At 69.2% G+C, this 26,412-nt stretch carries 16 protein-coding genes; 9 read left to right on the top strand and 7 right to left on the bottom strand.

The genetic code is table 11. From position 1 onward, the window contains the following. Nucleotides 1-21: 21 nt before the first annotated feature. The 6 genes from paaA to ACWFR1_RS08840 all read left to right on the top strand — a co-directional run bounded on the left by paaA (nucleotide 22) and on the right by ACWFR1_RS08840 (nucleotide 4,877). On the top strand, nucleotides 22-1,038 hold the full coding sequence (gene paaA, locus ACWFR1_RS08865; RefSeq protein WP_453548150.1) for a 1,2-phenylacetyl-CoA epoxidase subunit PaaA: 1,017 nt from the start codon (nucleotides 22-24) through the stop codon (nucleotides 1,036-1,038). Further along, the gene (gene paaB, locus ACWFR1_RS08860; RefSeq protein ID WP_453548147.1) at nucleotides 1,035-1,322 is read left to right on the top strand and encodes a 1,2-phenylacetyl-CoA epoxidase subunit PaaB; all 288 of its coding nucleotides are present in this window, start codon (nucleotides 1,035-1,037) and stop codon (nucleotides 1,320-1,322) included. Before paaA ends, paaB begins: the two co-directional genes overlap by 4 nt. After that, the gene (gene paaC, locus ACWFR1_RS08855; protein WP_453548145.1) at nucleotides 1,319-2,065 is read left to right on the top strand and encodes a 1,2-phenylacetyl-CoA epoxidase subunit PaaC; all 747 of its coding nucleotides are present in this window, start codon (nucleotides 1,319-1,321) and stop codon (nucleotides 2,063-2,065) included. The genes paaB and paaC overlap by 4 nt, the downstream gene beginning before the upstream one ends. Then, nucleotides 2,059-2,556, top strand: a complete 498-nt coding sequence (paaD, locus tag ACWFR1_RS08850) for a 1,2-phenylacetyl-CoA epoxidase subunit PaaD (protein ID WP_453548143.1) — start codon at nucleotides 2,059-2,061, stop codon at nucleotides 2,554-2,556. The genes paaC and paaD overlap by 7 nt, the downstream gene beginning before the upstream one ends. Then, complete coding sequence (locus ACWFR1_RS08845) at nucleotides 2,557-3,645, top strand: 2Fe-2S iron-sulfur cluster-binding protein (RefSeq protein ID WP_453548140.1); 1,089 nt, start codon at nucleotides 2,557-2,559, stop codon at nucleotides 3,643-3,645. A gap of 98 nt (nucleotides 3,646-3,743) precedes the next feature. After that, nucleotides 3,744-4,877 (top strand): acyl-CoA dehydrogenase family protein, encoded by a 1,134-nt coding sequence (locus ACWFR1_RS08840; protein WP_453548137.1) that lies wholly within the window; start codon nucleotides 3,744-3,746, stop codon nucleotides 4,875-4,877. 59 nt (nucleotides 4,878-4,936) lie between these two features. On the opposite strand, the gene ACWFR1_RS08835 is transcribed toward ACWFR1_RS08840, so the two are convergent. From ACWFR1_RS08835 to ACWFR1_RS08820, 4 genes are all read right to left on the bottom strand, one after another. After that, on the bottom strand, nucleotides 4,937-5,281 hold the full coding sequence (locus ACWFR1_RS08835) for a rhodanese-like domain-containing protein (protein ID WP_150268321.1): 345 nt from the start codon (nucleotides 5,279-5,281) through the stop codon (nucleotides 4,937-4,939). Nucleotides 5,282-5,338: 57 nt separating this feature from the next. Then, nucleotides 5,339-6,244 carry a hypothetical protein gene (locus ACWFR1_RS08830; protein WP_453548135.1) on the bottom strand — a complete coding sequence of 302 codons (906 nt, stop codon included), beginning with the start codon at nucleotides 6,242-6,244 and terminating at the stop codon, nucleotides 5,339-5,341. A 91-nt stretch (nucleotides 6,245-6,335) separates the two neighbouring features. Next, nucleotides 6,336-7,799 (bottom strand): DUF2252 domain-containing protein, encoded by a 1,464-nt coding sequence (locus tag ACWFR1_RS08825; RefSeq protein WP_453548133.1) that lies wholly within the window; start codon nucleotides 7,797-7,799, stop codon nucleotides 6,336-6,338. A 102-nt stretch (nucleotides 7,800-7,901) separates the two neighbouring features. Continuing rightward, on the bottom strand, nucleotides 7,902-9,023 hold the full coding sequence (locus ACWFR1_RS08820; protein ID WP_453548131.1) for a hypothetical protein: 1,122 nt from the start codon (nucleotides 9,021-9,023) through the stop codon (nucleotides 7,902-7,904). 101 nt (nucleotides 9,024-9,124) lie between these two features. Between ACWFR1_RS08820 and ACWFR1_RS08815 the strand changes: the two genes are divergently transcribed. Then, nucleotides 9,125-9,592 (top strand): MarR family winged helix-turn-helix transcriptional regulator, encoded by a 468-nt coding sequence (locus ACWFR1_RS08815; protein WP_453548129.1) that lies wholly within the window; start codon nucleotides 9,125-9,127, stop codon nucleotides 9,590-9,592. 125 nt (nucleotides 9,593-9,717) lie between these two features. Here ACWFR1_RS08815 and ACWFR1_RS08810 read toward each other — a convergent pair whose 3' ends face one another. From ACWFR1_RS08810 to ACWFR1_RS08800, 3 genes are all read right to left on the bottom strand, one after another. Continuing rightward, nucleotides 9,718-10,383 carry a response regulator gene (locus ACWFR1_RS08810; protein WP_453548127.1) on the bottom strand — a complete coding sequence of 222 codons (666 nt, stop codon included), beginning with the start codon at nucleotides 10,381-10,383 and terminating at the stop codon, nucleotides 9,718-9,720. A gap of 40 nt (nucleotides 10,384-10,423) precedes the next feature. After that, a complete protein-coding gene (locus ACWFR1_RS08805; RefSeq protein ID WP_453548125.1) occupies nucleotides 10,424-12,193 on the bottom strand; it encodes a sensor histidine kinase in 1,770 nt (589 codons plus the stop codon). A 1,182-nt stretch (nucleotides 12,194-13,375) separates the two neighbouring features. After that, on the bottom strand, nucleotides 13,376-19,165 hold the full coding sequence (locus tag ACWFR1_RS08800) for an RHS repeat domain-containing protein (protein ID WP_453548219.1): 5,790 nt from the start codon (nucleotides 19,163-19,165) through the stop codon (nucleotides 13,376-13,378). Nucleotides 19,166-19,714: 549 nt separating this feature from the next. Between ACWFR1_RS08800 and ACWFR1_RS08795 the strand changes: the two genes are divergently transcribed. Both ACWFR1_RS08795 and ACWFR1_RS08790 read left to right on the top strand, forming a co-directional pair. Then, nucleotides 19,715-22,963, top strand: a complete 3,249-nt coding sequence (locus tag ACWFR1_RS08795) for an FG-GAP repeat domain-containing protein (protein WP_453548123.1) — start codon at nucleotides 19,715-19,717, stop codon at nucleotides 22,961-22,963. Between the two features lie 930 nt (nucleotides 22,964-23,893). Next, a complete protein-coding gene (locus ACWFR1_RS08790; protein ID WP_453548121.1) occupies nucleotides 23,894-26,386 on the top strand; it encodes an AAA family ATPase in 2,493 nt (830 codons plus the stop codon). Nucleotides 26,387-26,412: the final 26 nt, after the last annotated feature.

Raw genomic sequence — 26,412 nt, 5'->3', positions numbered from 1 at the left:
GATCGGTCGGTAGGGGGTCTGATGACCGCAGTGACGGCAGGGACGGCAGGGACCACGGGCGCACCGGCCGCGTCGGACGCGGCCGTAGCGGCGACACAGGCCGCCTACGAAGCCGTGTTCGACGCCGCCGTGGCCGCCGACGAGCGGATCGAGCCGCGCGACTGGATGCCCGAGGCCTACCGCGCCTCGCTCGTCCGGCAGATCGCGCAGCACGCCCACTCCGAGATCATCGGCATGCAGCCCGAGGCGAACTGGATCACCCGCGCGCCCTCGCTGCGCCGAAAGGCGATCCTCATGGCCAAGGTCCAGGACGAGGCCGGCCACGGCCTGTACCTGTACAGCGCCGCGGAGACCCTCGGCACCAGCCGCGACGAGCTCCTCGACAAGCTCCACTCCGGCCGCCAGAAGTACTCCTCGATCTTCAACTACCCCACGCTGACCTGGGCCGACGTCGGCGCGATCGGCTGGCTGGTGGACGGGGCCGCGATCACCAACCAGGTCCCGATCTGCCGCTGCTCGTACGGGCCGTACGCCCGCGCGATGGTCCGGGTCTGCAAGGAGGAGTCCTTCCACCAGCGCCAGGGGTTCGAGGCGCTGCTCGCCCTCTCCCAGGGCACCGAGGCCCAGCACGCCATGGCGCAGGACGCGGTCGACCGCTGGTGGTGGCCCTCACTGATGATGTTCGGCCCGCCCGACGACGAGTCGACCCACACCGCCCAGGCGATGGCCTGGAAGATCAAGCGCCACTCCAACGACGAACTGCGCCAGCGCTTCGTCGACATCGCCGTCCCGCAGGCCGAGGCGCTCGGCCTCACCCTCCCCGACCCCGACCTCCGGTGGAACGAGGAGCGCGGGCACCACGACTTCGGGGCCATCGACTGGACCGAGTTCTGGGACGTCCTCAAGGGCAACGGCCCCTGCAACGGCCAGCGGCTGAGCAAGCGGCGCCAGGCCCACGAGGACGGCGCCTGGGTCAGAGAAGCAGCCGCGGCCTACGCGGAGAAGCACACCGGCAAGCACGGGGAGGCACAGGCATGACGAGCGACGGTTGGCCGCTGTGGGAGGTGTTCGTGCGCTCCCGCCGCGGACTGTCCCACACCCACGCGGGAAGTCTCCACGCACCCGACGCGGAGATGGCCCTGCGCAACGCCCGCGACCTGTACACCCGCAGGAGCGAAGGCGTCTCGATCTGGGTCATGCCCTCCGCGGCGATCACGGCCTCCTCGCCCGACGAGAAGGACCCCTTCTTCGAACCGGCCGCGGACAAGCCCTACCGCCACCCGACGTTCTACGAGATCCCGGAGGGGGTGAAGCACCTGTGAGCACCCCCGACACCCGCGAGGCCACCACGACCGCGGTGCCCACCGCCGCCGCCCTCGCCCTCGGCGACGACGCCCTCGTCCTCTCCCACCGCCTGGGGGAGTGGGCCGGCTCCGCCCCCGTCCTGGAGGAGGAGGTCGCCCTGGCGAACATCGCGCTCGACCTGCTCGGCCAGGCCCGCGTCCTGCTCTCCCTCGTCGGCGACGAGGACGAACTGGCCTACCTCCGCGAGGAGCGCTCCTTCCGGAACGTGCAGCTGGTCGAACAGCCCAACGGCGACTTCGCCCACACCATCGCCCGGCAGCTGTACTTCTCCACCTACCAGCGGCTCCTGTACGGACAGCTGGCGACCGGCGACGGCCCCTTCGCCGGCCTGGCGGCCAAGGCTGTCAAGGAGGTCGCCTACCACCAGGACCACGCCGAGCACTGGACCCTGCGCCTCGGCGACGGCACCCCCGAGAGTCACGACCGGATGCAGCGCGCCTGCGACGCCCTCTGGCGCCACACCGGCGAGCTGTTCCAGCCCGTCGACGGGCTCGACGTCGACCACACGGCCATGGAGAGCGCCTGGCTCGACTCCGTCACGGCCGTCCTCGACCGGGCCACACTCACCGTGCCCGCCGGACCGCGCACCGGCGCCTGGGCCGCGGGCGCCGGCCGACAGGGCCTGCACACCGAGTCCTTCGGCCGGATGATCGCCGAGATGCAGCACCTGCACCGCAGCCACCCGGGCGCGACATGGTGACCATGACGGCCCTGGAGGAGGAGCTCAGCCGGATCGCCGGCGCCGTTCCCGACCCGGAGCTGCCCGTCCTCACCCTGGAGGAGCTCGGCGTCATGCGGGGCGTCCACGTCACCGGCCCCGGCCGGGTCGAGGTCTCCCTCACCCCGACGTACACGGGCTGCCCCGCGATCGAGGCGATGTCCGAGGACATCCAGCGCGCCCTCCACCAGCACGGAGTGCCGGACGTCTCCGTCGTCACGGTCCTCGCCCCCGCCTGGTCCACCGACGACATCAGCGAGGAAGGGCGCCGCAAGCTCGCCGAGTTCGGCATCGCCCCGCCGCGCCCCCAGGGCCCGGACGGCGGCCCCGTGCCCCTGACCCTGGCGATCCGCTGCCCCCACTGCGGCTCCACCGACACCGAACTCCTCAGCCGCTTCTCCTCCACCGCGTGCAAGGCCCTGCGCCGCTGCACCGCCTGCCGCGAACCGTTCGACCACTTCAAGGAGTTGTAGATGCTGCCCTCCGCCGCCGGCCGGGCCGGGTTCCATCCGCTCCGCGTGAGCGAGGTCGAGCGGCTCACGGACGACTCCGTGGCCGTCACCTTCGCGGTACCGCCCGAGCTCCACGAGACGTACCGGCACCTCCCCGGCCAGCACCTCGCCCTGCGACGCACGGGCGAGCAGGGCGAGGAGATCCGGCGTACGTACTCGATCTGCGCCCCCGCCGCCCCCGCGGGCGAGCCCCCCGTCCTGCGCGTGGGCATCCGGCTCGTCGACGGCGGCGCGTTCTCCACGTTCGCGCTCAAGGAGCTGACCGTCGGCGACCTCGTCGAGGTCATGGAACCCATGGGCCGCTTCGCGCTCGCGCCGCGCCCCGGCCACTTCGCCGCCGTCGTCGGCGGCAGCGGCATCACCCCGGTCCTCTCCATGGCGGCCACCCTGCTCGCCCGGGAGCCCGAGGCCGGGTTCTGCCTGATCCGGAGCGACCGCACCGCCGCCTCCACGATGTTCCTCGACGAAGTGGCCGACCTCAAGGACCGCTACCCGGACCGCTTCCAGCTGGTCACCGTGCTCTCCCGCGAGGAACAGCAGGCGGGACTACCCTCCGGCCGCCTCGACCGCGAGCGGCTGGCCGCACTGCTGCCCGCGCTGCTGCCGGTCGACACGATCGACGGCTGGTTCCTCTGCGGCCCCTTCGGACTCGTCCAGGGCGCCGAGCAGGCGCTGCGCGGCCTCGGAGTGGACCGCGGAAGAATCCACCAGGAGATCTTCCACGTCGACGACGGCTCGGCACCCGCACCGGTCGCCACAGCCGACACCCCGGCCCACGCGACCCTGACCGCCACCCTGCACGGCCGCTCCGGCACCTGGCCGGTGGACCGGGGCGAGTCGCTCCTCGACACGGTGCTCCGCGCCCGCGCGGACGCCCCGTACGCCTGCAAGGGCGGAGTGTGCGGCACCTGCCGCGCCTTCCTCGTCGACGGAGAGGTCCGGATGGACCGCAACTTCGCGCTGGAGCCCGAGGAGACCGAAGCCGGATACGTCCTGGCCTGCCAGTCCCATCCCGTCACCCCGGACGTGGAGTTGGACTTCGACCGCTGACGAGTCCCGGCACCGCCATTCCCTTCCGCTAGAACCTGTTCTATCTTGACGGCTCGTCAGGGCAGAGAGCGCAGGAGCAGCAACGGGAAGGCAGGACAGTGGACTTCACCTTCACCGAGGAACAGCAGGCGGCCGTCGAGGCGGCCAAGGCGGTCTTCGCGAGCGTGGCACCCGACGCGGTACCGAGCCCGGCCCTCACCGCGGGCGCCGTCTCCGAGGACCTCGACCGACCGCTCTGGTCCCGCCTCGCCGCCGCCGACCTGCTCGGCCTCACCCTGTCACCCGAGCACGGCGGCGCCGGACTCGACCCCGTCGCCCTCTGCCTCGTGCTGCGCGAATCCGCCCGCGTCCTCGCCCGCGTACCCCTGCTCGAGACAAGCGCCGTCGCGATGACCGTCGACCGGTACGCGGACCCCTCAACAGCCGCCGCGCTCCTCCCCCGTGTCTGCCGCGGCGAACTCGTCCTCACCGCCGCCTCCCACGGACGCACCGGCCACGACCCGGCCGAGCGCACCGTCACCGCCCGCCGCGACGACACCAGCTGGGTCCTCGACGGACTCCAGAGCGCCGTCCCCTGGGCCCACGGCGCCAACCTCGTCGCCGTCCCCGCGCACACCCCCGACGGCCACACCGTCCTCGCCCTGATCCCCCGGGCCCACGAAGGCGTCTCTCTCGCCGAGCAGTACTCCACCAGCGGCGAACTCCTCGCCGAGATCCGCCTCGACGCCGTACGCCTCGACAGCACCGACGTCATCGACACCGAAGGCGCCTGGGACCGACTGCGGGAACTCCTCACCACCGGCACCTGCGCACTCGCCCTCGGACTCGGCGAGGCCGTCCTCGCCATGACGAGCCAGTACACCGGCAAACGCGAACAGTTCGGCCACCCCGTGGCCACGTTCCAGGCCGTCGCCGTCCAGGCCGCCGACCGCTACATCGACCTGCGCGCCATGGAAGCCACTCTCTGGCAGGCCGCCTGGCGCGTCTCCACCGGCGCCGACGGGGCGCTCCCCGCCGCCGGGGACATCGCCGTCGCGAAGATCTGGGCCTCCGAGGGCGTACGGCGCGTGGTGCAGACCGCCCAGCACCTCCACGGAGGCTTCGGCGCCGACACCGACTACCCCCTGCACCGCTACCACGCCTGGGCCAAGCAGATCGAACTGTCCCTCGGCCCCGCAGCAGCCCACGAAGAGGCACTGGGCGACCTCCTGGCCACCCATCCCCTCGGCTGACGCGACCAAGCCCGACTTCAGCCCAGCCCGCTCAACTCACTCAGCTCGTTCAACCCACCTCAGAGAACGAAGGCCGGGCTCCCACTCCCCGTCACCATCGGACGCCCGGCACCGTCCCAGGCGAGCATCCCGCCGTCGATGTTCACCGCGTCGAAGCCCTGCTGCACCAGATACTGCGTGACCTGCGCCGACCGGCCACCCACCCGGCACATCACATAGGCGCGGCCACGCTCGGCCACCGCCTCCGTCACCTCACCGAAGCGCGCCACGAAGTCGCTCATCGGCACGTGCAGCGCACCCTCGACGTGACCGGCCTCCCATTCGTTGTCCTCCCGGACGTCCAGCACCAGGGCATCGGCCGGCACGGAAGCCGCGTCCACCGAGGGCAGCGGGGAGAAATTCATGGGACTTGCCTTCTCTCGTCAGAACCGCCCGACGAAGTTCGAGCGCACGGAAAAAACCTACTCCACCAGCCCGGCAAGCTCGGTCTCACGCTCGGAGACCTGCGCGAGCAGCTGCTCCGCGATCTCCTCCAGAAGCCGGTCCGGGTCGTCCGGAGCCATCCGCAGCATCGCGCCGATCGCGGACTCCTCCAGCTCGCGCGCCATCACGGACAGCATGTCCTTGCGCTCCGCCAGCCACTCCAGACGCGCGTACAGCTCCTCGTTCTCGCTGAGCCGCTCCTCGGCCGGCACCGGCCCGGCCTCCCACTCGGCGGACAGCTCACGCAGCTGGGCCTCGTCGCCCCGGGCGTAGGCGGCGTTCACACGCGTGATGAACTCCTCGCGCCGCTGCCGCTCGGCCTCCTCACGGGCCAGGTCGGGGTGGGCCTTGCGGGCCAGCTCGCGGTAGAGCCTGCGAGCCTCCTCGCCGGGCCTGACCCGCTTCGGCGCCTGCACCGGCCGCTCGTTGAGCATCGCCGCAGCCTCGGGGGAGAGGCCGTCGGAGTCGATCCAGTCGTGGAACAGCTCCTCCACCCCGGGCATGGGCATGACCGCGGCCCGCGCCTCCTGGGCCCGCAGCAGATCCTCCGGGTCCCCGGTGCGCGCCGCCCGCGCCTCGGCGATCCGCGCGTCGAGCTCGTCGAGCCGCGCGTACATGGGACCGAGCTTCTGATGGTGCAGCCGCGAGAAGTTCTCCACCTCGACCCGGAAGGTCTCGACAGCGATCTCGAACTCGATCAACGCCTGCTCGGCAACGAGCACGGCCCGCTCCAGCCGAGCCTCGGGCCGCTCGTCCCCGGCCGACGCCTCCGCGACCGGCACGCCGGCCTCAGCGCCCACGGCCGCCTCGTCCACAGGCCGCTCGGCCTCGGGCCCGTCGTTCGCACCCTGGTCCACGCTCACGTTCACGCCTGCCCACGTCATCGTTCCGGCTCGTCCCACCCAGCCTACGGTCCTTCGGGGGGGCCTCCCCCCCTCCCTCCCCCTCCCCTCCCTCCCCCGTTGCGGGCGTCGGTCAGACGCCCAGTTCCGCCGCTATGCGCCCTGCCCGGACGGCGGCGAGCAGGTCGGCGTGGTCCGCGGTGGTGCGGTCCGCGTACGTGACGGCGAAGGACGCGACGGCCTCGTCCAGTTCCTCGTTCTTGCCGCAGTAGCCGGCTATCAGACGCGGGTCGGCGCTGTGGGCGTGCGCCCTGGCCAGCAGCGCGCCGGTCATCCGGCCGTAGTCGTCGACCTGGTCTACGGTGAGCGCGGCGGGGTCGACGCTGCCCTTGCGGTTGCGGAACTGACGCACCTGGAAGGGGCGCCCTTCGACCGTCGTCCAGCCGAGCAGGATGTCGCTCACCACCTGCATGCGCTTCTGCCCGAGCACCACGCGCCGTCCCTCGTGGCCGGGGTCCGGCACGGTGAAGCCCGCGGCCGGCAGGTACGGCAGCAGGGCCGAGGGCCTCGCCTCCTTCACCTGGAGCACCAGCGGCTCGCCCCGGTGGTCGAGCAGCAGCACGACATAGGAGCGGGTGCCGACACTGCCGGTGCCGACGACCCGGAACGCCACGTCGTGGACGGCGTACCGCGCGAGGAGCGGCAGCCGGTCCTCGGACACGGTCTCCAGGTAGGCGGCGAGGGAGGCGGCGACGGCCGCCGCCTCGCTGTCAGGGACTCTGCGCAGCACCGGGGGAGCGTCCACGAATCTGCGGCCGCCGCCCTCGGCGTCGGTCACCGCCTCGGTCGACCGGGCGGCGAACCGGGCGCTGGTGTTCTTCCGGGCTTTTCCCGAGACCTTCTCCAGGGTGCCGAGGAGATCGCGGGCGTCGGTGTGCGAGACGAGTTCCTCGTCGGCTATCGCGTTCCAGGCGTCGTGGGCGGGGAGCCGGGCCAGGAGGCGCATGGTGCGCCGGTAGGCGCCGACGGTGTCGAACGCGGCCTTCCGGCACACGTCCTCGCCGGCTCCGACCTCGCGTCCGGCGAGGACGAGCGAGGTGACGAGCCGCTTGAGGTCCCATTCCCAGGGGCCGACGATCGTCTCGTCGAAGTCGTTGAGGTCCATGACGAGCCGGCCGCGGGCGTCGCCGTAGAGGCCGAAGTTGGCGGCGTGCGCGTCGCCGCACAGTTGGGCGGATATCCCGGTGACGGGGGTCGTGACAAGGTCCTGGGCCATCAGTCCGGCGGATCCGCGGAGGAAGGCGAAGGGGCTCGCCGCCATCCTGCCGACCCGTATCGGCGCGAGCTCGGGCACCCGGTCCCGGCTCGACTCCTCGACTGCCCGGACGGCGTCCGGCCGGTCGGCCGCGAGGGCCGGCCGGGCGTGCGAGGAGCGCGGCACCCGGTCGCGCAACTCCTTGCCCGCGTCGCTGGGGGAGACCCCCGTGCCGCCGACGGCGGCGCGGCGCGCGAAGCCCGCTACGTGCGGGACGCGCTCACCTTCCGCCGTCCCGTCGGTACCGCGCTGTCCCGGCACCACGGCCTGGATCTCGTCCATGGGACGCCTCCCCCGATGCGATGTCCAACATCATCCGGCCCTGACCGTACAGCCGCATCTGATCGACCGTCTCCCCCTGTGGACAACGCCCTGTGGACAACCTCAGACGGCGACCGCCTCCTCCATCTCCTCCTCCGCCCTCGCCTCTGCCCGGGCCTTCTCCGCGCCCGACTCGCCGCCCGACTGCCCGCCCGACTCGGCACCCGTCTCGCCGCGCTTCTCCCCGGCCGGTGCCGCGCCGCCCCGCCTGGCCGCCTCCACGACGCCTGCGGTCACCACGAGAGCCGCTCCGACGAGGAACCACACAGCGAGGACGAGGACGTGTCCGCCGAGCGCGTGGCCGCCGAAGTACACATGGCTGCGGATGCCCTCGACGAAGCCGGCGCCGTTCCAGAAGGCGTGCAGCGCACCGAAGAAGCCGGGCTGGAGCTCGGGCCGGTAGATACCGCCGGAGCTCGTGAAGTTGAGCATGACGAAGAGCACCATCACGCCGAGCGTGGTCCAGCGGCGCAGGAAGGTGTGAAGGCCGACGCCGACGAGCAGGATGCCCGCCGCGTACAGCCAGGACATCGCCCAGACTCCGCCGAGACCCTGGTCGACGAGGTGGAAGACCGGTCCGGCGAACAGGATGCCGATCAGGCTGACGACCAGCGACATGCCGGCGGCGAGGAGAGCCCTGACACGCATGGGCAGGACGGCGCCCGCGCCGCCGATGACGGCGACCGAGGCGTAGGCGCCGATGCTGAGGGCGACGAGCAGGAAGAAGACGCCCTGGCCGGTGGGGTCGCCGGAGGCGACGGGGGCGACGTCGGTGACCTTGAGCGGGGCGTCCTGTGCGGCGGCGACCCTGGTGAACACCTTCTCGACGGCCATGGCGCTGGTGTCGGAGGAGCCGGAGGCGACTAGGAGCTCGGGCTGCTCGCCGGGGACGTAGGCCCCGAAGCTGCCCTGCTCGCGCAGCGAGGCGACGGCCGTCTCCCGGTCGGCGACGGTACGGACGTCGAGGGCGCCCGCACCCTGGTCCTGGAGCGTCTGGGCGAGGACCTGGGCGCTCGGACCGGAGCCGACGACGTCGACGCGCAGGTCGTGGGGTGCGGGGGCGTGGAACGCGCCGAGGTAGGCGAGGCCCATGCCGATGCACATCAGCAGGGGAGTGAGCAGATGTCCGAGGACATGTCGCAACGCGTCGTGGGTACTCGGTCCTGCGGCCACCGGAACCTCCATGGTTGGCTTTTACAACTAAATAACCGTTGTACTATACAACCGAAAGCGCAGACGGCGGCAACCGACGACAACCACCGATGACCGACGACAGGGGAGCGCACATGACCGGTAGCGCAGACGTACCGCGCGAGGCGTCCGTGGACGTCATCCAGCGCGAGCTGACGGCCTTCGCTCGCCGCGCCCGCGCCGCGGCGGCCCGGGTCCACCCCGAGCTCCCGCTCGTCTCGTACACGCTCCTCGCCCACATCGACGAGCAGCGCGGCTGTCGCGCCACGGACCTCGCGGCCCACTACCTGCTAGACAAGTCGACGGTCAGCCGCCAGGTCGCCACCCTGGAGAGACTCGGACTGATCGAGCGCCGGCCCGCCCCCGACGACCACCGCGTCCAGGTCCTGCACCCCACGGAGGCGGGCGCGCAGGTCCTCGCCTCGGCCCAGACGAGCCGCCTCGCCGCCTACCAGGAACGCCTCAGGGACTGGTCGGCCGACGACCTCGCCCGGTTCGCCGCGTACCTGCTCCGCTACAACGCCGCGAGCCCGACCGGCCTCCCGGACAACCCCCCGCGCTGACCACCCCGCCCCCGGACCGCCCAGGCCCGCCGACCCACAGCCAGGCCCGCCGACCCACGGCCAGTACCGAACCACAGCCAGGCCCGACCCGCGGCCAGGGCGAAACCAGAGCCCCCCGGAAGGGCCTACAGCCCCAGCCCCGCATCCCGGGCCAGCAGCGCGGCCTGGACACGGTTCTCGCAGTCCAGCTTGGCCAGGATCCGGCTCACGTGCGTCTTCACCGTGGCCTCGCTCATGTGCAGCCGCCGACCCGCGTCCGCGTTGGACAGCCCTTCCCCGAGCACCGCCAGCACCTCGCGCTCCTTCTCGCTCAGCGCCGCCACCCGCACCCGCGCCTGCTCGGACCGCGTGGCCTCCCGGCCCGTGGCGAGCCGCTCCACCACGTGCCGGGTCGCCGCAGGCGACAGATACGCGTCACCCGCCGCGGCCGCCTGCACCGCCCGGATCAGCTCCGCCGGCGCCGTGTCCTTGAGCAGGAACCCGGCGCCCCCGTGCTCCAGCGCCCGCAGGACGTTCTCCCGCTCCCCGAAGGTCGTCAGGACGATGACCCGGGCAGCCGGCGCTGCCCGGCGCAGCTCCGGCAGCGCGGAGAGGCCGTCGAGCACCGGCATCTGAATGTCGAGGAGCACCACGTCGGCGGCGTGCGCCCGCGCCGCCTCGACGGCCGCCCGGCCGTCGGCGGCCTCGCCGACCACCTCGATGTCCGGGTCCGAGATGAGGATCATCCGGATCCCGGCCCGGATCAGGGGCTCGTCATCGGCGATCACGACCCTGATGGGCTGCCCTGCCACAGCTGCTCCCCCACGCCTCCTGGTGGTTCCGAGGACAGCGTCACCGCTGCTCGACCACGTACGACTTCTTCTCGATCAGCTTGCCGTCCTTGAAGCAGAACCGGAAAACAGGCTCCTCTTCGAAGGACTCGCCGCTCTCCGAGGAGAGCAGCACCAGACAGTCCGCGCCCTCCGGCCGCGCGGGCCCCTTGCCGCCCAGGCCCGCGGTGGCGATCGAGTCGCCCGAGGGCAGCCGGTCCCGGACCTCACGCTCGGTCATGCCCACCTTCACCTCGTCGTACCGCTCGGGATCGATCATTCCCTTCTCCAGCGAACCGATCATGAAGAAGAGACCGAAGCCCGCGGCCACCACGAGCAGGACGACCGCGCCGAAGGCGATCCCGCAGCCCAGCGCGACCCCGCCACCCGCGCCCATGCCCCTGCCTCTGCCCCCGCGCACCGCCATCGCCAGCTCCCGCTCCGTGAACGTCCAGTCGGCCGGTCCGACCACGACCGGACGACCATCACTCACCAGCGGCTCCGTCGACTGCTGCCGGAAGTCGTCGGCGGCATCGACCAAAGGCGCCGCCTCGGCGACGGGCGCAGCCCCGTACGGCAGCATCCCGGCCACCCGGAAGCCGCCTCCGTCGGCCGGACCCGCGTGGCACATGCCGCCCACCAGACGGGCCCGCTCGGCAAGTCCGGTCAGTCCCTGACCACCGCTCACGACGTCCTTGGCCGGGCCGCCCGTCGACGGCTCGTTGACGACCTCCACGACGAAGGTGTCCGGCTCGTACCGCAGCTCGACGCCGATCGGCGCCCCCGGCGCGTATTTGTAGGCGTTGGTCAGCGCCTCCTGGACGATTCGGTACGCGGCGTGGTCCGCGGCCGGCGCCAGCGGCCGCTCCTCCCCGAGCCGGCGCAGCCCGACCGTGGTTCCGGCCGCTCTCGCCGACGCCACGAGCCCCTCTATGCCCGCAGTGCCTCGTGCCGCCCGCCCCGTCTCGCCCCCGGCCTGGGCGGGCGCGGAGGCCGTTCCGGTCGTCGCTTCGATCCCGTCGCGCAATATGCCGACGACCTCCCGCAGCTCGTGCATCGCCGTCACCGACGCGTTCCGCAGGACTCCGACGACCCCGCGCTGCCGCTCGCTCAGCTCCCGGTCGACCTCCAGGGCGCCCGTGTGCACGGCGATCAGCGCCAACTGGTGGCCGAGGCTGTCGTGCATGTCCTGGGCGATCCGCTGCCGCTCTCGCAGGCGCGCCTGCCAGGCCACCATGGTCCGCTCCCGCAGCAACTGGGCGTTGCGCTCCTGGAGGGCGTGCAGCAGGGTCCGCCGCTGGATCCAATAGCGGTGGGCGAGGCCCGGCGCCAGGGTGGTGCCCAGGTAGTAGAGGGTCGCGATGAAGGCCACCGTGAGCAGCCGCTGCTGGTCCCAGGTCTCCAGGAGCGTCCCGCCGACGTCCAGGACGAAGGCGGCCATGAAGGCGGCCAGCGCCCGCCCGACGCTCGGGATGTACCGGCCGGCCGACCAGCCGACCACGATCAGCAGCGGCCCGAAGCCCGGCAGGAAGGGGGCGAGCGCCGCGGCGAGGACGAGGACGCTCGCGGGCAGCCTGCGGCGCGCCAGCGACAGCACGGCGGCAGCTGCGGCGACCCCGGCAAGCCGCCATCCCTCGCCGCCCAGGAGCTCCTCGCTCCCGGCGGCGAGCAGCGCGACGACGACGGCGAGCGAGATCTCACCGGCGGTCCTGCGACGCGACCACTGCCCCGGTACGGCGAACCATCCCCACCAGGCGGCGAACCTGGTCCTGATCCCGGTCGTCGCGGTCATCCCGCTGCTCCGGCTCGCGTCCCGGGCCCCCGACTTCGACATAACGTCCACGCTCGCACCCTAGGCAGCGGCCCCACTCGCGGACGTCCGTCTTTCGTCTCGCCCCACGACGACAAAAGTCGCGACCCAGCCACTCGGCCCTCGGGTCCGCGACCCGACGTGTGAAGGCTCACACTCGGCGACACATAAGCGGAAGCCCCGTAGGTCGATGACCTACGGGGCTTCCGTCTGGTGGGGCACCGACGAAACCCGCTGGTCAGGGCCTACGCCGGTGTCCGTGGAGATCATTTCCCCCGCTGGTGTAGATCGTTTCCCACCACTCCAGTCAGAGGGCTGCCGACTCAGGACTCGGTGATCCCGTGCCCGGCCAGTTCACCGAAGCCCGCGAGCACAGCGGTTACTCCGGTGACGGCGGACAGGGAGAGGGCCCTGGCATCGACCTCATGGAGAGCGCGCTACGGACCAGAGGTACATCAATGGCGGGGATCGCGAGTTCCCAGGCTTGATTGGCATCTCGCAGAGACAACAGGCGGAACAGTGTCTTGTCGACCACATGACCGCCATCACCAGTTACCGGCCCCACCCCATAGACACGGAACGGAGCAATCAAATCCACGCCACCGGATCTACCGATAAATCGCACTGGAAACCAGATCACAGGTGAGTGTGCAGCGGGATCAAGGATCAGCACTCCCTGCAAGAAACGGCTACCATCCCAAGCGAACGCGGAAACAGCGCGCGCCTCGCCGGAATTGAACGCATCGACATCCGCCTTTGCCCGAGTCGGAGCATCAACCGTGAACTGCTCAATGACACGCTTCGGATATCTCAGCAAATCCGTGAATGTCTGTGTACCAGCAGACCGTCGCACTCTTTGCCCCACCCCTACCCCCTCTGCCACAGCACACCTCTTACACAGATAGTACCCGCTGCGCGATGCGGAGCCTCTCGCGACCTGAAAACATCTTCACGGACGCCAGCGAGCTGCAATCAAGCAAGCCAATCACGCAACTTGCCCTCACCCGCACCATCGAGGCCAGCTACTGGGATACGCAGACCCGTCTCTCCAACGGCCCCTAATCGCTAAATTAAAGCGAATCATCGCGGATATTCGACTCCCCGATAATCCGAGCGGCTGACACCCACCGAAGGGCACCAGTCACTCGGATCACCACAGAACGGTTACGGCTTCCAATACTTCTTCTTGGTGAACATTAGCTTCGCCATTCCCGACCAGCTACTACGGAACTTCATTGCCGCATGCAGCCTGAAGGCGAGCTTTCCTGCAAATACGCCCCCTACATTCTGCGCAGCCCCTACACCTGCAGCTTGCGCGTATCCCGTAGCCGTGTGCTTTCCACCACTGATCGAATAGCCGGCCACTCCTCCAGCTGCCCCGATACCTGAAGCGATGACGTACCCAGCTATCACGCCTCCACAGACACCCGCCGTTGCCGCGATGCAGAGAGCCCCACCGATGACAGCTGCACCCGTGATTCCAATCTGCGCGATCCCTCGCCAGTGGTCGGATACGAACTCGCCGGTGGCTTCAGCAGCATTTGCGACCCCAGATACGACCTTTCCACCCGTATTGTCCCAGATGCCACCCAGGATACTTCCCCAGGTTTTTTCCTTATTACGACGGTCGGCGTCGGCCTTATCTCGATCGGCTTTCCGGTCGTCGGCAGCCCTTTTTGCCTGGGCAGCCTTCTTGGCGTCGTAGTGGAATACCTTGTAGTTCGCCGGGTCCGCTCGGTACGACTTGTAGCGGCGCTGGGATTCGGGGTCCTTCCTCGGGCTCTGGTTCCAGACGTACTGGCCGTTCTTCTGGGTGTAGTGGCCGGTCGTCATGCCCCGTTCCTGGGCGTAGTAGTAGTCCGAGACCCCGTTGCCGCCTACCGGGCCATCTGGGCGGAGGCCCGTCGGGTCCGCCTTGGTCAGCGGGTTGTTGTGCCCGTAGGCGTAGGCGTTCATCTGGGCCGGGTCACCGACGTCGATGATCGGGTCGACCGAGAGGAAGCGGCCCATGGTCGAGTCGTACTCGCGGGCTCCCAGGTGTGTCAGGCCCGTCGGGTCGTTCGTGCCGCCGACGAAGCCGCGGGTGCCGAAGGCGCCCGACTGGGCCGTGCGCAGTTCGCCGAAGGGGAGCTGCTTGCGGTGAGTGACGGCGAGGGTGGAGACGTTGATGGCGGTCATGGCCGTGCCCTGGTGGTCGCCGACCAGGTAGGAGATGGTCGCGCCCGTGCGGACAGCGATCGTTTCGCCGTCGTGGGTGTAGTAGCGGGTGGCGGTCTTGGCGCCGTTCGCTGCGACCTTGAGTTCATCTCCGTTGGGCAGGGTCAGCACGCTGCTGCCGTCCGCGTTCTTGGCGATGAGCCTGCCGCCGTCGGCGTCGTACACGTAGCTGCTGGTCTTGCCGGCCTCGGTGAGGGTGGCAAGGTGGCCCTCGGCGTCCCAGACCAGGTTCTGCACCTTCGTGCCGATGGTCCGGTTGGTCGTGTTGCCGGTCGCGTCGTACTGGAAGCTGCTGACCCGCCCGTCGTCCGGACCGCCGGTAACGGTGGCCTGCTGGACGGCGTGAGGGCGGTCGGCCTTCGCCGCCGGGTGCGTGTAGGCGGTCGTGATGCCGCCGAGCTTGTTGCTCTGCTCGGTTCGGTTGCCCAGCTTGTCGTAGCCGTAGGTCAGCCAGTACGCGTCCGGGCCGCCGACGCTGGTCGTGGTCGGTGCCGTAGCGCAGTCGGCCTTAGCCGTCCACGCCTCGGTCAGCCGGCCAAGGGCGTCGTTGGTGAAGCACTGACGGTCGGTGGACGCGGTGGCGTCCTGGCCGGTCGTGCTGGTGATCCCGGTGACGTTGCCCGCCGGGTCGTAGGCGTACAGGGAGCGGTCGACCCGCCTCGGCGCGAGGAACCGGTCGGTGGTCCGCTCAAGGAGTCGCCCTGTGTGCTCGTCGTACGCCAGGGTCCGGAAGACCTTCTTGTCCAGATCGTGGCCGAACTCGGTGCCGACGGGCCGACCGAAGACGTCGTACTGGACGTTGGCGACGAGGAGGTTTCCGGCGCGGGTGGTGCGGTAGGGCTGATCGTCGCTGTTGTAGTTGGTCACGACCAGCTCGGAGGGAATGTCACCGACCGCAGGGTTCTCCGCCCATACCAGGGCGCCCGTCTGCTCGCTGTACCCGTATTCCCAGTTGTAGGTGCCGGCGAGTCCGCCCGCAGCGGTCGGGACGGTCAGGGTGGTCGACGTGGGCTGGTAACGGCCGTCGAACGCGTCGACCTGCTCCTTGTACTCGGCACCACCGACGATCCGGCTGCTGCTGGTGAGCTGTCCCTTGGCGAGGGTGTCGTACGTCCACTTGGCCAGCACCGTGGTGCCGTTCTTGACCTCGGTCTTGCGGCCGAGCTTGTCGTAGACGGTCGTCAGAATGTTGTGCTCGGCGTCCTCGCCAGTGACGACCTGTCCGTTGGCGTCATAGGTGAGGACGGTCGTGCCCTTGTCGGGGTCGTCGACCTCGGTCTTCTGACCTCGGTTGTCGTAGGTGTACGTCCAGGTGTTGCCGGCCGGGTCGGTGATCGCGGTGGGCTCGTTGTACTTGCCGTAGGTGTAGGTCGTCGACTGGGGCTGTGTCTGCCCGGCACCCGCGTACTGGATGAGTTCGGTGGCGCGTCCGTTGGCATCCGCCACCTTGGTGGTGACTGTGCCGCCCTTGGGCGGGGTCACGGTGACCCGGTCGCCTCCGTAGGCGGTCGTCGTCCGCCACTTCTCGTCGCCGCGGAAGAGCGACACGGCGTCCGTGACGCGGCCCATGCCGTCGTAGAAGTTCTCCGTGACGTTGTCGACCTGGTGCTGCTCCTTGGCCGTGTACAGCGTCGTGGACGGGGCGACGTCGCCGTAGTACGGGGCGAAGCTCTTCCAGACCCAGCCCCGCGAGTCGTAGCGGGTCTCCGACATGATCGTGTGCAGCGTGCCGACGGCTGCGGCCTGCGACTGGCGCTCACGCAGCAGACCGTCGTACAGGGCGTACGTGGTGCGGTAGGTGCCATCCTGCTTCAGGGTCTTCGTGGTGACCGCGTTGGCCTGGGTCTTCGAGATCTTGTAGCTGTATTCCGTGGACGGCTGCGTGGCGTGGTCGGCCTTGGCCCAGCCGGGCTGCCACACCTTGAGCACGCGGCCGAGGCCATCGTAAACCGCGTCCGTGCGCTTGCCGTTGGCGTCGACGGCAGCGGTGACCACTCCGCGTACCGGATCGTACGTCGTCGTCGAGGCGTGGCTGAGGGCATTGGTCACCTTCATCGAGGTGGGTATGCCCGTGGCCGGGGTGTACGTGGTCGTGGTGGTCTGCCCGAGCGCATCGGTGTCGGTGAGCTCGCGGCCGTGCTGGTCGTAGGCGTGGCGAGCGGTGGTGAGGTAGCCGGTGCCGGCCGCGTCCTGCTCGTCGAGGCGGGTGACATCACCCTTCACCGGCGCGGTGGTGATCGAGGTCGCCCCGTCGTAGTAGCGGCGCTCGACGGAAATCAGGTCGTCAGGCAGGCTCGGCGCCGTACCGCACGGCTTGGCCACGGTCCTGATCTCTGACGGCATCCCGAGAATGACGCCGGGTGCGTAGGTCGTCGTAGTGCACCTCTCGTCGCCCGACTTCGCGGTGTCGCCGAGCCGGGACTCGGTGAGGACGTGACCGTTCGCGTCGAACGTGCGGTGGGTCTCGGTGGTGCGCCAGTTCTGGCCGACGACAGTGCGGGTCTTCTCCTCCGCGCCTCCGGTGATGTAGGCGTGGCGGGCGGGGAGCCCCTCCGCCCGGGTCTCCGTGGCGGTCGCAGTGGACACCCACGGCGTGAAGCTCGTGGTCGACTCCAGCCCGCCGTTCTCACCGTTGTACGTGGCTTCCTCACGCGTCATGCCGCCAAAGGCCTCGTGGTCGGTGACGCCGATCTGCTCGCTGTCCTTGACCGAGGCGCCAGGGATGCCGCGGAAGTAGCGGTACTCCTTGAGCGTGCGCTGGAACGGGTACGCGCCGGTGCGGACCTGGACCCGTCCGAAGCCCTTGCGATCGCCGTACGTGAGGTGCTCGGCCTTGGTGAACTCGTCGTCCTTGGCCTTCGCCCAGGCCATACCGTCGGGGTACGTGTACTCGGTCCGCTTGGCGGGAGCCCCACCGGTGTTGTCGTTCTCGGTGATCAGGTTGACGGCGTAGGCGTGGAACCAGTCGAGGTACGGCTCGTAGTTCGCAGCCGGGGCGTCCGGTGGGGACCACTTGACCGGGTAGCAACGCCGGGTGTTCGAGGTGGGCGAGGGCACGCTGGTGGCCGAGCAGTCCTCGGACGTGTAACCGATGCCGATGGTGCCGCCGGACTCGGTGTGGATGGCGGTGACCCGGAAGCGCCTCATGCCAGGCAGCGGGTCCGGGTCGCCTCCAGTGGTAGCGCCTTCGACACGGTTGGGCAGAGGAGTGCCGTTGAAACCGACCGCGGGTAGTTGCACGGCGCCTGTTCCGGTGTGTCCGGTACGGGTGATCGACTTGAGCCAGAGCGGCGCGCCACCGTCGCCGGGTGGCGGGAAGTTCGCGTCCAGGGCCCAGCTGTCGACCGGCTTCCACGCGCTGACAGACCAGACATGGGTGGCGATCGTGGTGAGCTTCAGACGGGTCCAGAAGGACGGCGAGTAGCGGTCCTTGCATTCGGTCCCGGAGGCGCAGTACTGGTCGAAGGGCACGTCCGGCCAGTTCTTCGCATTGGTCGCGTCGAAGGTGGAACAACCCGTGATGCAGCGCTCGGTATTGGTGAACTCGACCTTCGCAGACGGCTGACCGTAGAGGGCGGTGTCGCGCAGACCGTACTCAATGCGCTTCAGGTAGCCGCTGCGGTCGTATGCCGTCGCGGTGGAGGCGCCGGTGTTGGGGTCGACGTTGCGGCCGTAGTAGTTGACCTCTTCGCCCCAGTAGTACGTCATGGCGTCACCGTGCGGGTCGACCACGGCGTCCAGGTTCCAGCGCCAGGCCTGCTGGCACCAGGCGTCCTTGAAGGCGGCGTTGTAGCAGAACTCGCCCTCGTGGTTTCCGAAGACGGGGACCGTCCAGGTGGAGCGGGTCTCGGTCTTGCCCGCGGCCCAGCCGTCCATCCGGTTCGCGCCGAAGTAGTACTGGGTGCCGTCCGGCGTCGTCACCTTCCAGTACTCGCCGTTGTCGTCACCGTTGTTGTCGCCGTAGTTGTCGGCGGCCGTGCTGGTGAGCTTGTCGATCTCGGTGCCGTCGTCGGCCTCCAGGTGCCACTTCTTCGAAGCGGTGTCCCAGATGAGCTGGTTGGTCTTGCCGCCAAGGTTGAGGACGGCGTTGTCCTTCTTCCAGCACAGGTCACCGACCTTGGCGGTGGTGTTGTTGCTGTTCGCCTTGTCGTCCATGCAGGAGACGTACTGGCGCTCGACGTAGCCGGGCTCCATGGACCAGCCGTCGCCGATACCGCCCGGCTGGTTGTTGGTCGCGGCAGTCCGGCCGTCAATGGCCTGCGAGCTGTAGCCCAGCTTGAGCTGTGGACTGACGTCACCGGGGACGTCCGGGACGTCGATGTCGTAGTTCCAGGAGAAACCGCCGCTGGAACCGCCGGCCGACCAGGATGCGGACGGAGCGAGCGACGTGGCCCTGAAGTCGCCGGACGAGCCGGCCGCCCCCGCGGTGGCCACGAGAACGGTGGCCTCGCCCGGCGCCGCGGACAGCGTCACGGGAGCGGAGAGCGTCCCCGTCTCGACGTCGTTGGCCGTCGGTAACTCCGCACCGACGGCACAGCCCTTGGCTCCGGGCGTGGTCAGCGCACAGGAGGGCAACTCCCGCAGGCGGAGCCGGGAGGCCCAGTCGCCGCCGTAGGCGCCGCGGAACGCGTCGTAGTCCAGCTCGACGCGTACGTCACCGATCCCCTTCTGGAGGGGCTGCACGGAAAGCACGACCCCTTCCACTCCGAGCCGCTCGGCCGCGTCCCGGCCGAGCACGTTCACACGCGCCCTGTCGGCCTGCTTCGCGTCCTGCTTCCACACGCGGACACCCGAGACCGTCGGGTCGACGAGCGGCGACGCCTGGACGCCCGCCTTCGCGGACGAGATCGCGACGGACGTCCTACCCAGGCTCACGTCCGCCGATGCCTGCGCCGGCCAGGTCACCTGAGGTGTCCGCCAGGTCATTTCGGTCGGTGCCTTCTGACGGGTGCCCTGTTGGTACGGAGCCACAGGCTCCACCTGTACCGGGTCGATCCTGCGTGGCTTGTCGGGCCGCCATTCCTCGACGGCCGCCGCGACCGGTCCCCCCAGTAGACCTGCGGAAAGGAAGCCCGCCGTCAGTGTCGCGACGGCTCGGACACGTCTTCTACCGGTACGAGTTCTGCTTTTTTCGAGTCCACTCACGTGATCGTCTCCCCACCCCATGAACACATGGATCACAGATCCATCACTAACCGACGGAAGATAACAAGCGCCCCCCTCAGGAGTTCACCAACGGCCGAAATCGAACACGCACTGAGTCAAGTCGCATGACTGATATCGGACATGACGGGCGCCCTCTACGTACGCCTTGCAGATCAAGAAGCAGAATCAAGCCAACCGAAGACCGTTGGAAAACAGATCCACTTTTCAGGAGAAAGACGATCTAGTCTGCGTGTCGACCAAATCCTGGGAGGGGAGATCATGAGGAATCGGAAAAGAAGAACAAGATCGAGAACAGTCATCGCCGTAGTGGCAACTACGGCGGCCGCCCTGATCGGCACGTCGATCACGCCTCAGCTCGCCGCGGCTGCCTCGGACCCGTCGACGGACGGGCCCGTTTCTTCGCAGGTCGAGACGCCACAGCCGACGCCGGAGGATGTGGCGAGCAAGGAGGCCAAGGAGACCGGAAGGCCGGTCGAGGTGCTGGCCCGCCGCACCGAGACGTCTCAGCTGTTCGCCGATCCGTCAGGCAGCTACACCCAAGAGCAGTACGTACTGCCGAGGTGGACGCGGAAGGACAACAAACTCGTCCCCATCGACACGAACCTCGCACTGGAAGCGGACGGGAGGATCGCACCGAAGGCCACCACCACCGGCCTCTCGTTCTCCGGCGGCGGCACGGACCCAGCCGTCACGATCACACGCGACGGCCGGAAGCTCTCGCTCACCTGGCCATCGCCTCTGCCTCAGCCCGATACCGACGGCGACAGCGCGACCTACCGCGAGGTCCTTCCCGGGGTCGACCTGGTACTCCGCGCGGGCAACACCGGCTTCGGTCAGCTCCTCGTCGTCAAGACGCCCGAGGCCGCCGCGAACCCCGCTCTCAAGTCCATCCGGCTCTCCATGGCGACGGATGACCTGAACGTCTCCGCTGATGCCGACGGCAACCTGACCGCCGTCGACCCGGCCGGCCAAGAGGTCTTCACGGCCCCGACCCCGCGCATGTGGGACAGCTCCACAGCCACCAGCGGAGCCCAAGCGTTCGCCGACGAGACACCGGCACCGCCGACCGACGGATTCGAGCCTGGTCACGGCGCCAAGCAAGCCGACATTGACCTGGCCGTCAGCGACGCATCTCTCACGTTGGCACCCGATCAGCCGTTGCTCACTGGCGAGGACACCACCTACCCGGTGTACATCGATCCGACCTTCTCCGCCCCCGGAGTGCGCGAGGCATGGGCTATCGCCTACAAGGCGACCCCGAACGCCGCCTACTACAACGGAGCCGGCTGGCATAACTCGGACGGAAGCGTCGGGACCAACCTCGCACGCGCCGGGTACGAGAACTACACCAACGGCCTCGCCCGATCATTCTTCCGCATGGATTCCAACAATCTGTGGGGCACCACCACGAAGTACATCAAGACCTCGACGTTCCGGATCAAGAACGTCTGGTCCTATTCCTGTGGCGACCGTGGCATCGAGCTCTGGCGCACCGGTAGCATCTCCTCGTCCACGACCTGGACCAGCCAGGACAACAGCACCATGTGGGCGGCAAAGCTCGACTCCGTCAACGACTCCCTCGGCTGGGGATCCGGCTGCCCGGCAGGCGATCTCGCCTTTGATGCCACCCCCGCCGCCAAGGACGCGGTGGCGAAGAAGTGGAACAACATCACGATAGGTCTCCGTGCCACGAACGAGGCCGATACGTACGCGTGGAAGAAGTTCGACGCCGGGACGGCGAGACTCACCACTACTTACAACACGTACCCCAACCCGCCCTCCAACCTTGACACCACTCCGGACACGAACACCGAGGCCTGCCTGGCCGGCGGCTACTTCTTCAAGACGATCGGCAACACCGACATCTCCCTGGCTGGAACTTTCTCCGACCCCGATGGCGGCACGGTCAAGGCACGCTTCGTGCTGTGGCCCACTGGCCACGGCGGTGCCGCCAACGAAGTCAACCAAGTCGTTGACGTGCCCTCCGGCAAGGGCGCGACGCTCCCGATTCTCCGAACGAAGCTGAAGGACCTCCTGGCAGATGCCGGAGAGACCGGCACGGGCAGCTTCTCCTGGCACGCACGTGCAGAGGACGGCGAACTCGTCAGCCCCTGGAGCCGCACCTGCGAGTTCCTCTTCGACGCAACCAGGCCCAGCTTCCCGCCGAGCGTCACCTCGACGCAGTTCCCCGACGGATCCGCAGGCTGGCCCGAAGTCACCGGCATGGCCCGCAGCCAGGGAACGTTCAGGGTGCTGAACAAGGACAACGATGAGGTCATTGGCGCCTTCGAGTACTGGACCGACTGGGACCCGACCGTCCGCAAGATCGACCTCGGTTTCATGGGCGGCAATCTCGCCGACATCAACCTCACTCCACCCAGCGTGGGCAGGCACGCCCTCAGCGTCCGGGCGATTGACAAGGGCGGCAACATCTCCGACACCACCCGGTACTGGTTCTACGCCAACGGGCCGGGGACAAAGGACAAGTCCGGTGACCTCAATGGGGACGGAATCGCCGACTTCTACGGTGTGCGCACCGACGGTGACCTGTGGTTCTACAGCGGCAACGGCAACGGCATCATGGCCCCCTACACCGTCGCGTCGAACCACAACTTCGACGGCGCCGACATCACCCGCCGCGACGACTGGACACAGGACGGATACGAGGACCTCATCGCCCTCAATCCCGCCGCCGCCGACGGCGACAAGACACTGACCATCCACCCCAACAACGGCTTCGGCTATGCCTGCTCCGCAAGAAACGAGCAGGCCGACGGCGTGTCAAAGGCCTGCCTGTTCGACAAGATCACCCTCTCCGTACGCAAACCGGCCAACAACCACTGGTCCACCGCCAGTGAGATCCTCGCCATCGGCGACGTCGACGGACCGCTCGACACGAACGCCGACGGCGTGATCGATACCCCCGCCCACCCCGACCTCCTGGTCAAGGAGGGCAACCTCCTGTGGCTCTACTTCGGCTCGGCCAACCACTATCTCGATGACCGGGATCCCAAGCTCATCGGCACCGCCGGCTGGGCCAGCTTCACGCTCGCCGCTCCGGGTGACCGCAACAAGGACGGCTACGTCGACCTGATCGCCCGCAACACCACCAACGGCGAACTCCGTCTCTACACCGGCAGCGAGGATGGCGACAGCCTCGGATCCGGCTACAGCTTCTCCGTCATCGGTACCGGCTGGACCACAGCCGCCCGTCCCCATCTCACGGCCGTCCCCGACGCCAACAAGGACGGCACCCCGGACATCTGGTCCACCGGCAGCGACGGCAAGCTCTACTTCTATCCGAACGCCGTGGGATCCGGAACGGTCGTCGGCAGCAGCGGCTGGACCTCGTTCCAGGATCTCTCCTAGCACGCCAGGCTGGTACCGCGATCCTGCAGCGGGACCAGCTGGGCACTGATCGGCCACCACGTGATCACCGATAGTTGCGCGTCAACCCCTCAAGATCACGTGGTGGCAGCAGGTCAAAGCGGAGCCGCTGACAGGTCCCCCACGTCCACCACGGCTTCCCGTTCCATGCACGGATGTGCCCCTTCGGACAACTACGACAGCCTCAAGCGTCCAGCGTGATGGTCCCGTCCGGGATCCACCCCTCGACGTAGCCAGTCATCAGGATGCCGAGCTCCTGAGGGAAAACGGCCGCAGGGTCGATGTCCACGAGAGGCCACCAGGCCCCCGTGCGGCGAAAACTTCCCCGGCGCCTCGTCCCGGCACAGCTTGAGGATGACGACCAGGTAGTCGCAGCGCCCATACGTCGTCCCGGTCATCAGCCGTCCACTCACCGCACCTCGGCGCAGGGTCGTCCAGCGACCCACGCGTTTCTGCCATCGGTGCACGGCACGCGCGTACGAAAGATGGGGCGGTACGTCGACGCACAGCGGCCACCAGACAGGCTGCCCCGGCCGTCGCTCCAGGAGGATCGTTCTGCTGTCGTGCGACAGCAGAACGATCAGCAGCGCGCGACGCAATTCCTGGACGGCCTGTTTCACGAGTACGGGGGAGGCCGTGTCGGCGGGTGTCATACACGCCACCCTTACTCTTCGTTATAGGAATATCACCTTGGGTGTTCCAACCGGGTGGTACGGGGCAGGATCTCCCCGTCAGAGCGTTCAGCGAACTCGATACCGGGCCAGCCCTGGTACGGCTCCTCCGCATCCTTTTCGCTGAACGCCACGGCTGGTCGGTCCGAGCAGGACCGAGGAACGCCCACGTGCGGTGTGAACGCACCAGGGCGCTGCTCGGTGCGGCTCGGACCAACCCCGTATCCGGACCGAGGGGTGAATGGACGCGGCGTGGCCGGACCGGTTGGGCGTGGGTGACCGAGTCCGATTCGACGGGCGGGCGTGCACGGTCACCAGCGTGTACGGCAGGCGCCTGACGTTGACGGACGCGGTCGGCGCCACGCTGCACGAGGACGTGGTGGCGCTCTTGCGTAGCCCAGGCTTCACGGTGCTGGACCTGGCGGCGCGTGCTCCCGTAGGAGGGCCGCCTCAGCCCGTGGGTGACGCCGCCGAGCGGGCGCGGTGGTGGTTTCCCCACATCGTCGAAGTGCTGACGGGACTGCCGCCCGGCTCGCCTCCGGGCGCGCGGCCGAGGCCCGAGTTCGATCCGGCACGGCGCACTCTGGGCGAGCGCGAGGAGGCTAAGTCCGAGGAGCTACGGCGAGCGGGGCTGCGGGGCACTTCCGCTCGAACGGTCCGGCGCAAACGGCAGCGGTACGAGGAGGAAGGGCCGGCCGGGCTGGTGGACGGCCGGGCTTGGCGCCGTGAGGACCTCGGGGCGCGGTGGGACCCGCGGCTTCTCGGGGCAATACGCACGACGGCGTCGGAGTCAGCCGGGGAATGGCCAGGGGTCGAGTCGGTCCGCCGCCAGGTCGCCAGACTCCTGGAGGCAGAGGTCCGTTCGGGGTCGCTGGTGCTGCCTTCACGGACGACCTTCCACCGCCTGTACACCGAACTGGAGGCTGCGGGTCTGATCGCCGGTCCGGACAGATGGCCGGGACGGCAGGTCGTCGTGGACGCCGTACGGCTTGCCCCGCTGCCGCTCCCGCACGGCGAGCAGCGGGACTTGGGGCTGGTGTTCGCCCTGGACGCCGACTCCGAGGTGCTGCTGACTGCCGTCGTACGGGAGGGTTCACGGCCTGTGGACGGAGCCGCGCTGCTGGCTCGGATGTGGACACCCGCAGATCGACGGGCGGACTGGCTCTCCGGGCACAAAGAGGTGGTCCCGGAGGGTCCGTATGGCGGGGAGGGGCTGCCACCACTCGTCCGGCCGCAGACCTTGCTCCTGGACCAGGCACTCACGTTTCCCCGATTGGCGGACGCGTGCCGCCGCCACGGTGTCCTCGTACGCACCGCCCCCGACTCGCTGCCGCATATACGCCACCATGCCGAGGTCGTGGCCCGGCAGTTGACCGGCCGGTTCAGTGCCTGCCTGCAATCGGCACAAAGCGATCAGGCCCGGGATGCCGGGTGGCCTATGGACATGCTGCAGAACCTGCTCGATGTGTGGACCCATGAGGAGTGGAATCACGACGAACTCCACGGACTGGAAGGCGGGTTCGCTACGCATCAGTCCCCTCGCAGCAGGGTTCTCAGATATTCGGAGCTCACCGCGCAGGCGGGCTGGGTCGCCACACCCCCCTCTCCACAGGCGTTCGCCGCCCTGTTCCCCGGCGTGCGTAGGCGCGTGACCGGGTCGGGGCTGCACCTGGCCAGGCAACGCTACGACAGCCCCGCCCTGGACAGTCTGCGCGGGCAGCACCCGGTTGACGTACGCCAAGACCCTTACGACCGACGGCACGTGTGGGCGCGCACGGCGGAGGACACATGGTCCACGGTGCCGGCCACGACGCCCGCTCCGCTGCTGCCCCTCCGCGCCCCGCGCTCCGCCGCCTACGGTCGTCCCGTCGTCACCCCGATCCCGATGTCGGGACCAGGCCGGACGCCCGCCGTCGACGCCCCGGACCGGGCCCGCATCGAATACCACGCCGGGCTCCCTCTTCTCACCCCTGACGTCGAGGCCGCGCTTCTCCGGGCCGAGGAGTTGACGCTGCTCAACGAGCACACCTCCGGTGCACGCCGTGGCATCTTGGTGAGCGGCGGATCCGGCATGGGCAAGACCACGGCGCTGCTGGCGCTCGGCCGGAGTTACACAGCGCGGGCACCGATCGCCGTCGAAGGCACTCGTGCGCCGGTCGTCTACCTGCGGGTGGCGCCGGCTACGACCCCGCGCGTGTTCCTGGCGGAGCTGGCCCGACAGGCATCGGCCCCGGTCCGCGATCGGGCCGGGGTGGCCGTCCTGGCCCGCGAGACGAGTGACGCGCTGAACCGGCTGGGTACGGGCCTGGTCCTGGTGGACGAATTCGAGTACCTGCACGCGGCAAGAGGCTCTGTCACGCCCGTGTTCGACACTGTGGACTACCTGTGTGATCGGGTCCCTGCCACCTTCGTGTTCGCAGGTCGCACCGCTGCCCTGGCCTGCCTCGCGCCCAGCCGCCGCCTGCTGCACCTGACGCTGAGTCCGATGCCGTGCGACTGCACTTGGCGCGATCACCTCGCACGAGCGGAGGCATCGCTCCAATTGCGCAGGCATGTGCAGGGCACCCTGCCCGACATGGCCGACCATCTGCACAAGCTCACCGGCGGCCGGGCCGACCGACTGGGCTATCTACTGCGCAGCGGAGCTATACGCGCCATCCGAGACGGCACCGAGAACCTCACCCGCACGCTGTTCGACGACCTCGCCGCCCCCTGGCGCAGCGCGCACGACTGACAGGACACGGCCCCTGGGAAGCCATC

The sequence above is a fragment of the Streptomyces sp. NPDC055103 genome (genome assembly GCF_053607625.1).
Note: the sequence above shows the minus strand (reverse complement) of the source record. Positions and strands in the feature narration are given on the sequence as shown.

Bases quoted from the DNA above. Each gene is read 5' to 3' on its own strand.
- paaA (WP_453548150.1), top strand. From the start codon at position 22: ATGACCGCAGTGACGGCAGGGACGGCAGGGACCACGGGCGCACCGGCC.
- paaB (WP_453548147.1), top strand. From the start codon at position 1,035: ATGACGAGCGACGGTTGGCCGCTGTGGGAGGTGTTCGTGCGCTCCCGC.
- paaD (WP_453548143.1), top strand. From the start codon at position 2,059: ATGGTGACCATGACGGCCCTGGAGGAGGAGCTCAGCCGGATCGCCGGC.
- ACWFR1_RS08845 (WP_453548140.1), top strand. From the start codon at position 2,557: ATGCTGCCCTCCGCCGCCGGCCGGGCCGGGTTCCATCCGCTCCGCGTG.
- ACWFR1_RS08835 (WP_150268321.1), bottom strand. From the start codon at position 5,281: ATGAATTTCTCCCCGCTGCCCTCGGTGGACGCGGCTTCCGTGCCGGCC.
- ACWFR1_RS08830 (WP_453548135.1), bottom strand. From the start codon at position 6,244: ATGACGTGGGCAGGCGTGAACGTGAGCGTGGACCAGGGTGCGAACGAC.
- ACWFR1_RS08825 (WP_453548133.1), bottom strand. From the start codon at position 7,799: ATGGACGAGATCCAGGCCGTGGTGCCGGGACAGCGCGGTACCGACGGG.
- ACWFR1_RS08820 (WP_453548131.1), bottom strand. From the start codon at position 9,023: ATGGAGGTTCCGGTGGCCGCAGGACCGAGTACCCACGACGCGTTGCGA.
- ACWFR1_RS08815 (WP_453548129.1), top strand. From the start codon at position 9,125: ATGACCGGTAGCGCAGACGTACCGCGCGAGGCGTCCGTGGACGTCATC.
- ACWFR1_RS08805 (WP_453548125.1), bottom strand. From the start codon at position 12,193: ATGACCGCGACGACCGGGATCAGGACCAGGTTCGCCGCCTGGTGGGGA.
- ACWFR1_RS08795 (WP_453548123.1), top strand. From the start codon at position 19,715: ATGACGGGCGCCCTCTACGTACGCCTTGCAGATCAAGAAGCAGAATCA.
- ACWFR1_RS08790 (WP_453548121.1), top strand. From the start codon at position 23,894: ATGGACGCGGCGTGGCCGGACCGGTTGGGCGTGGGTGACCGAGTCCGA.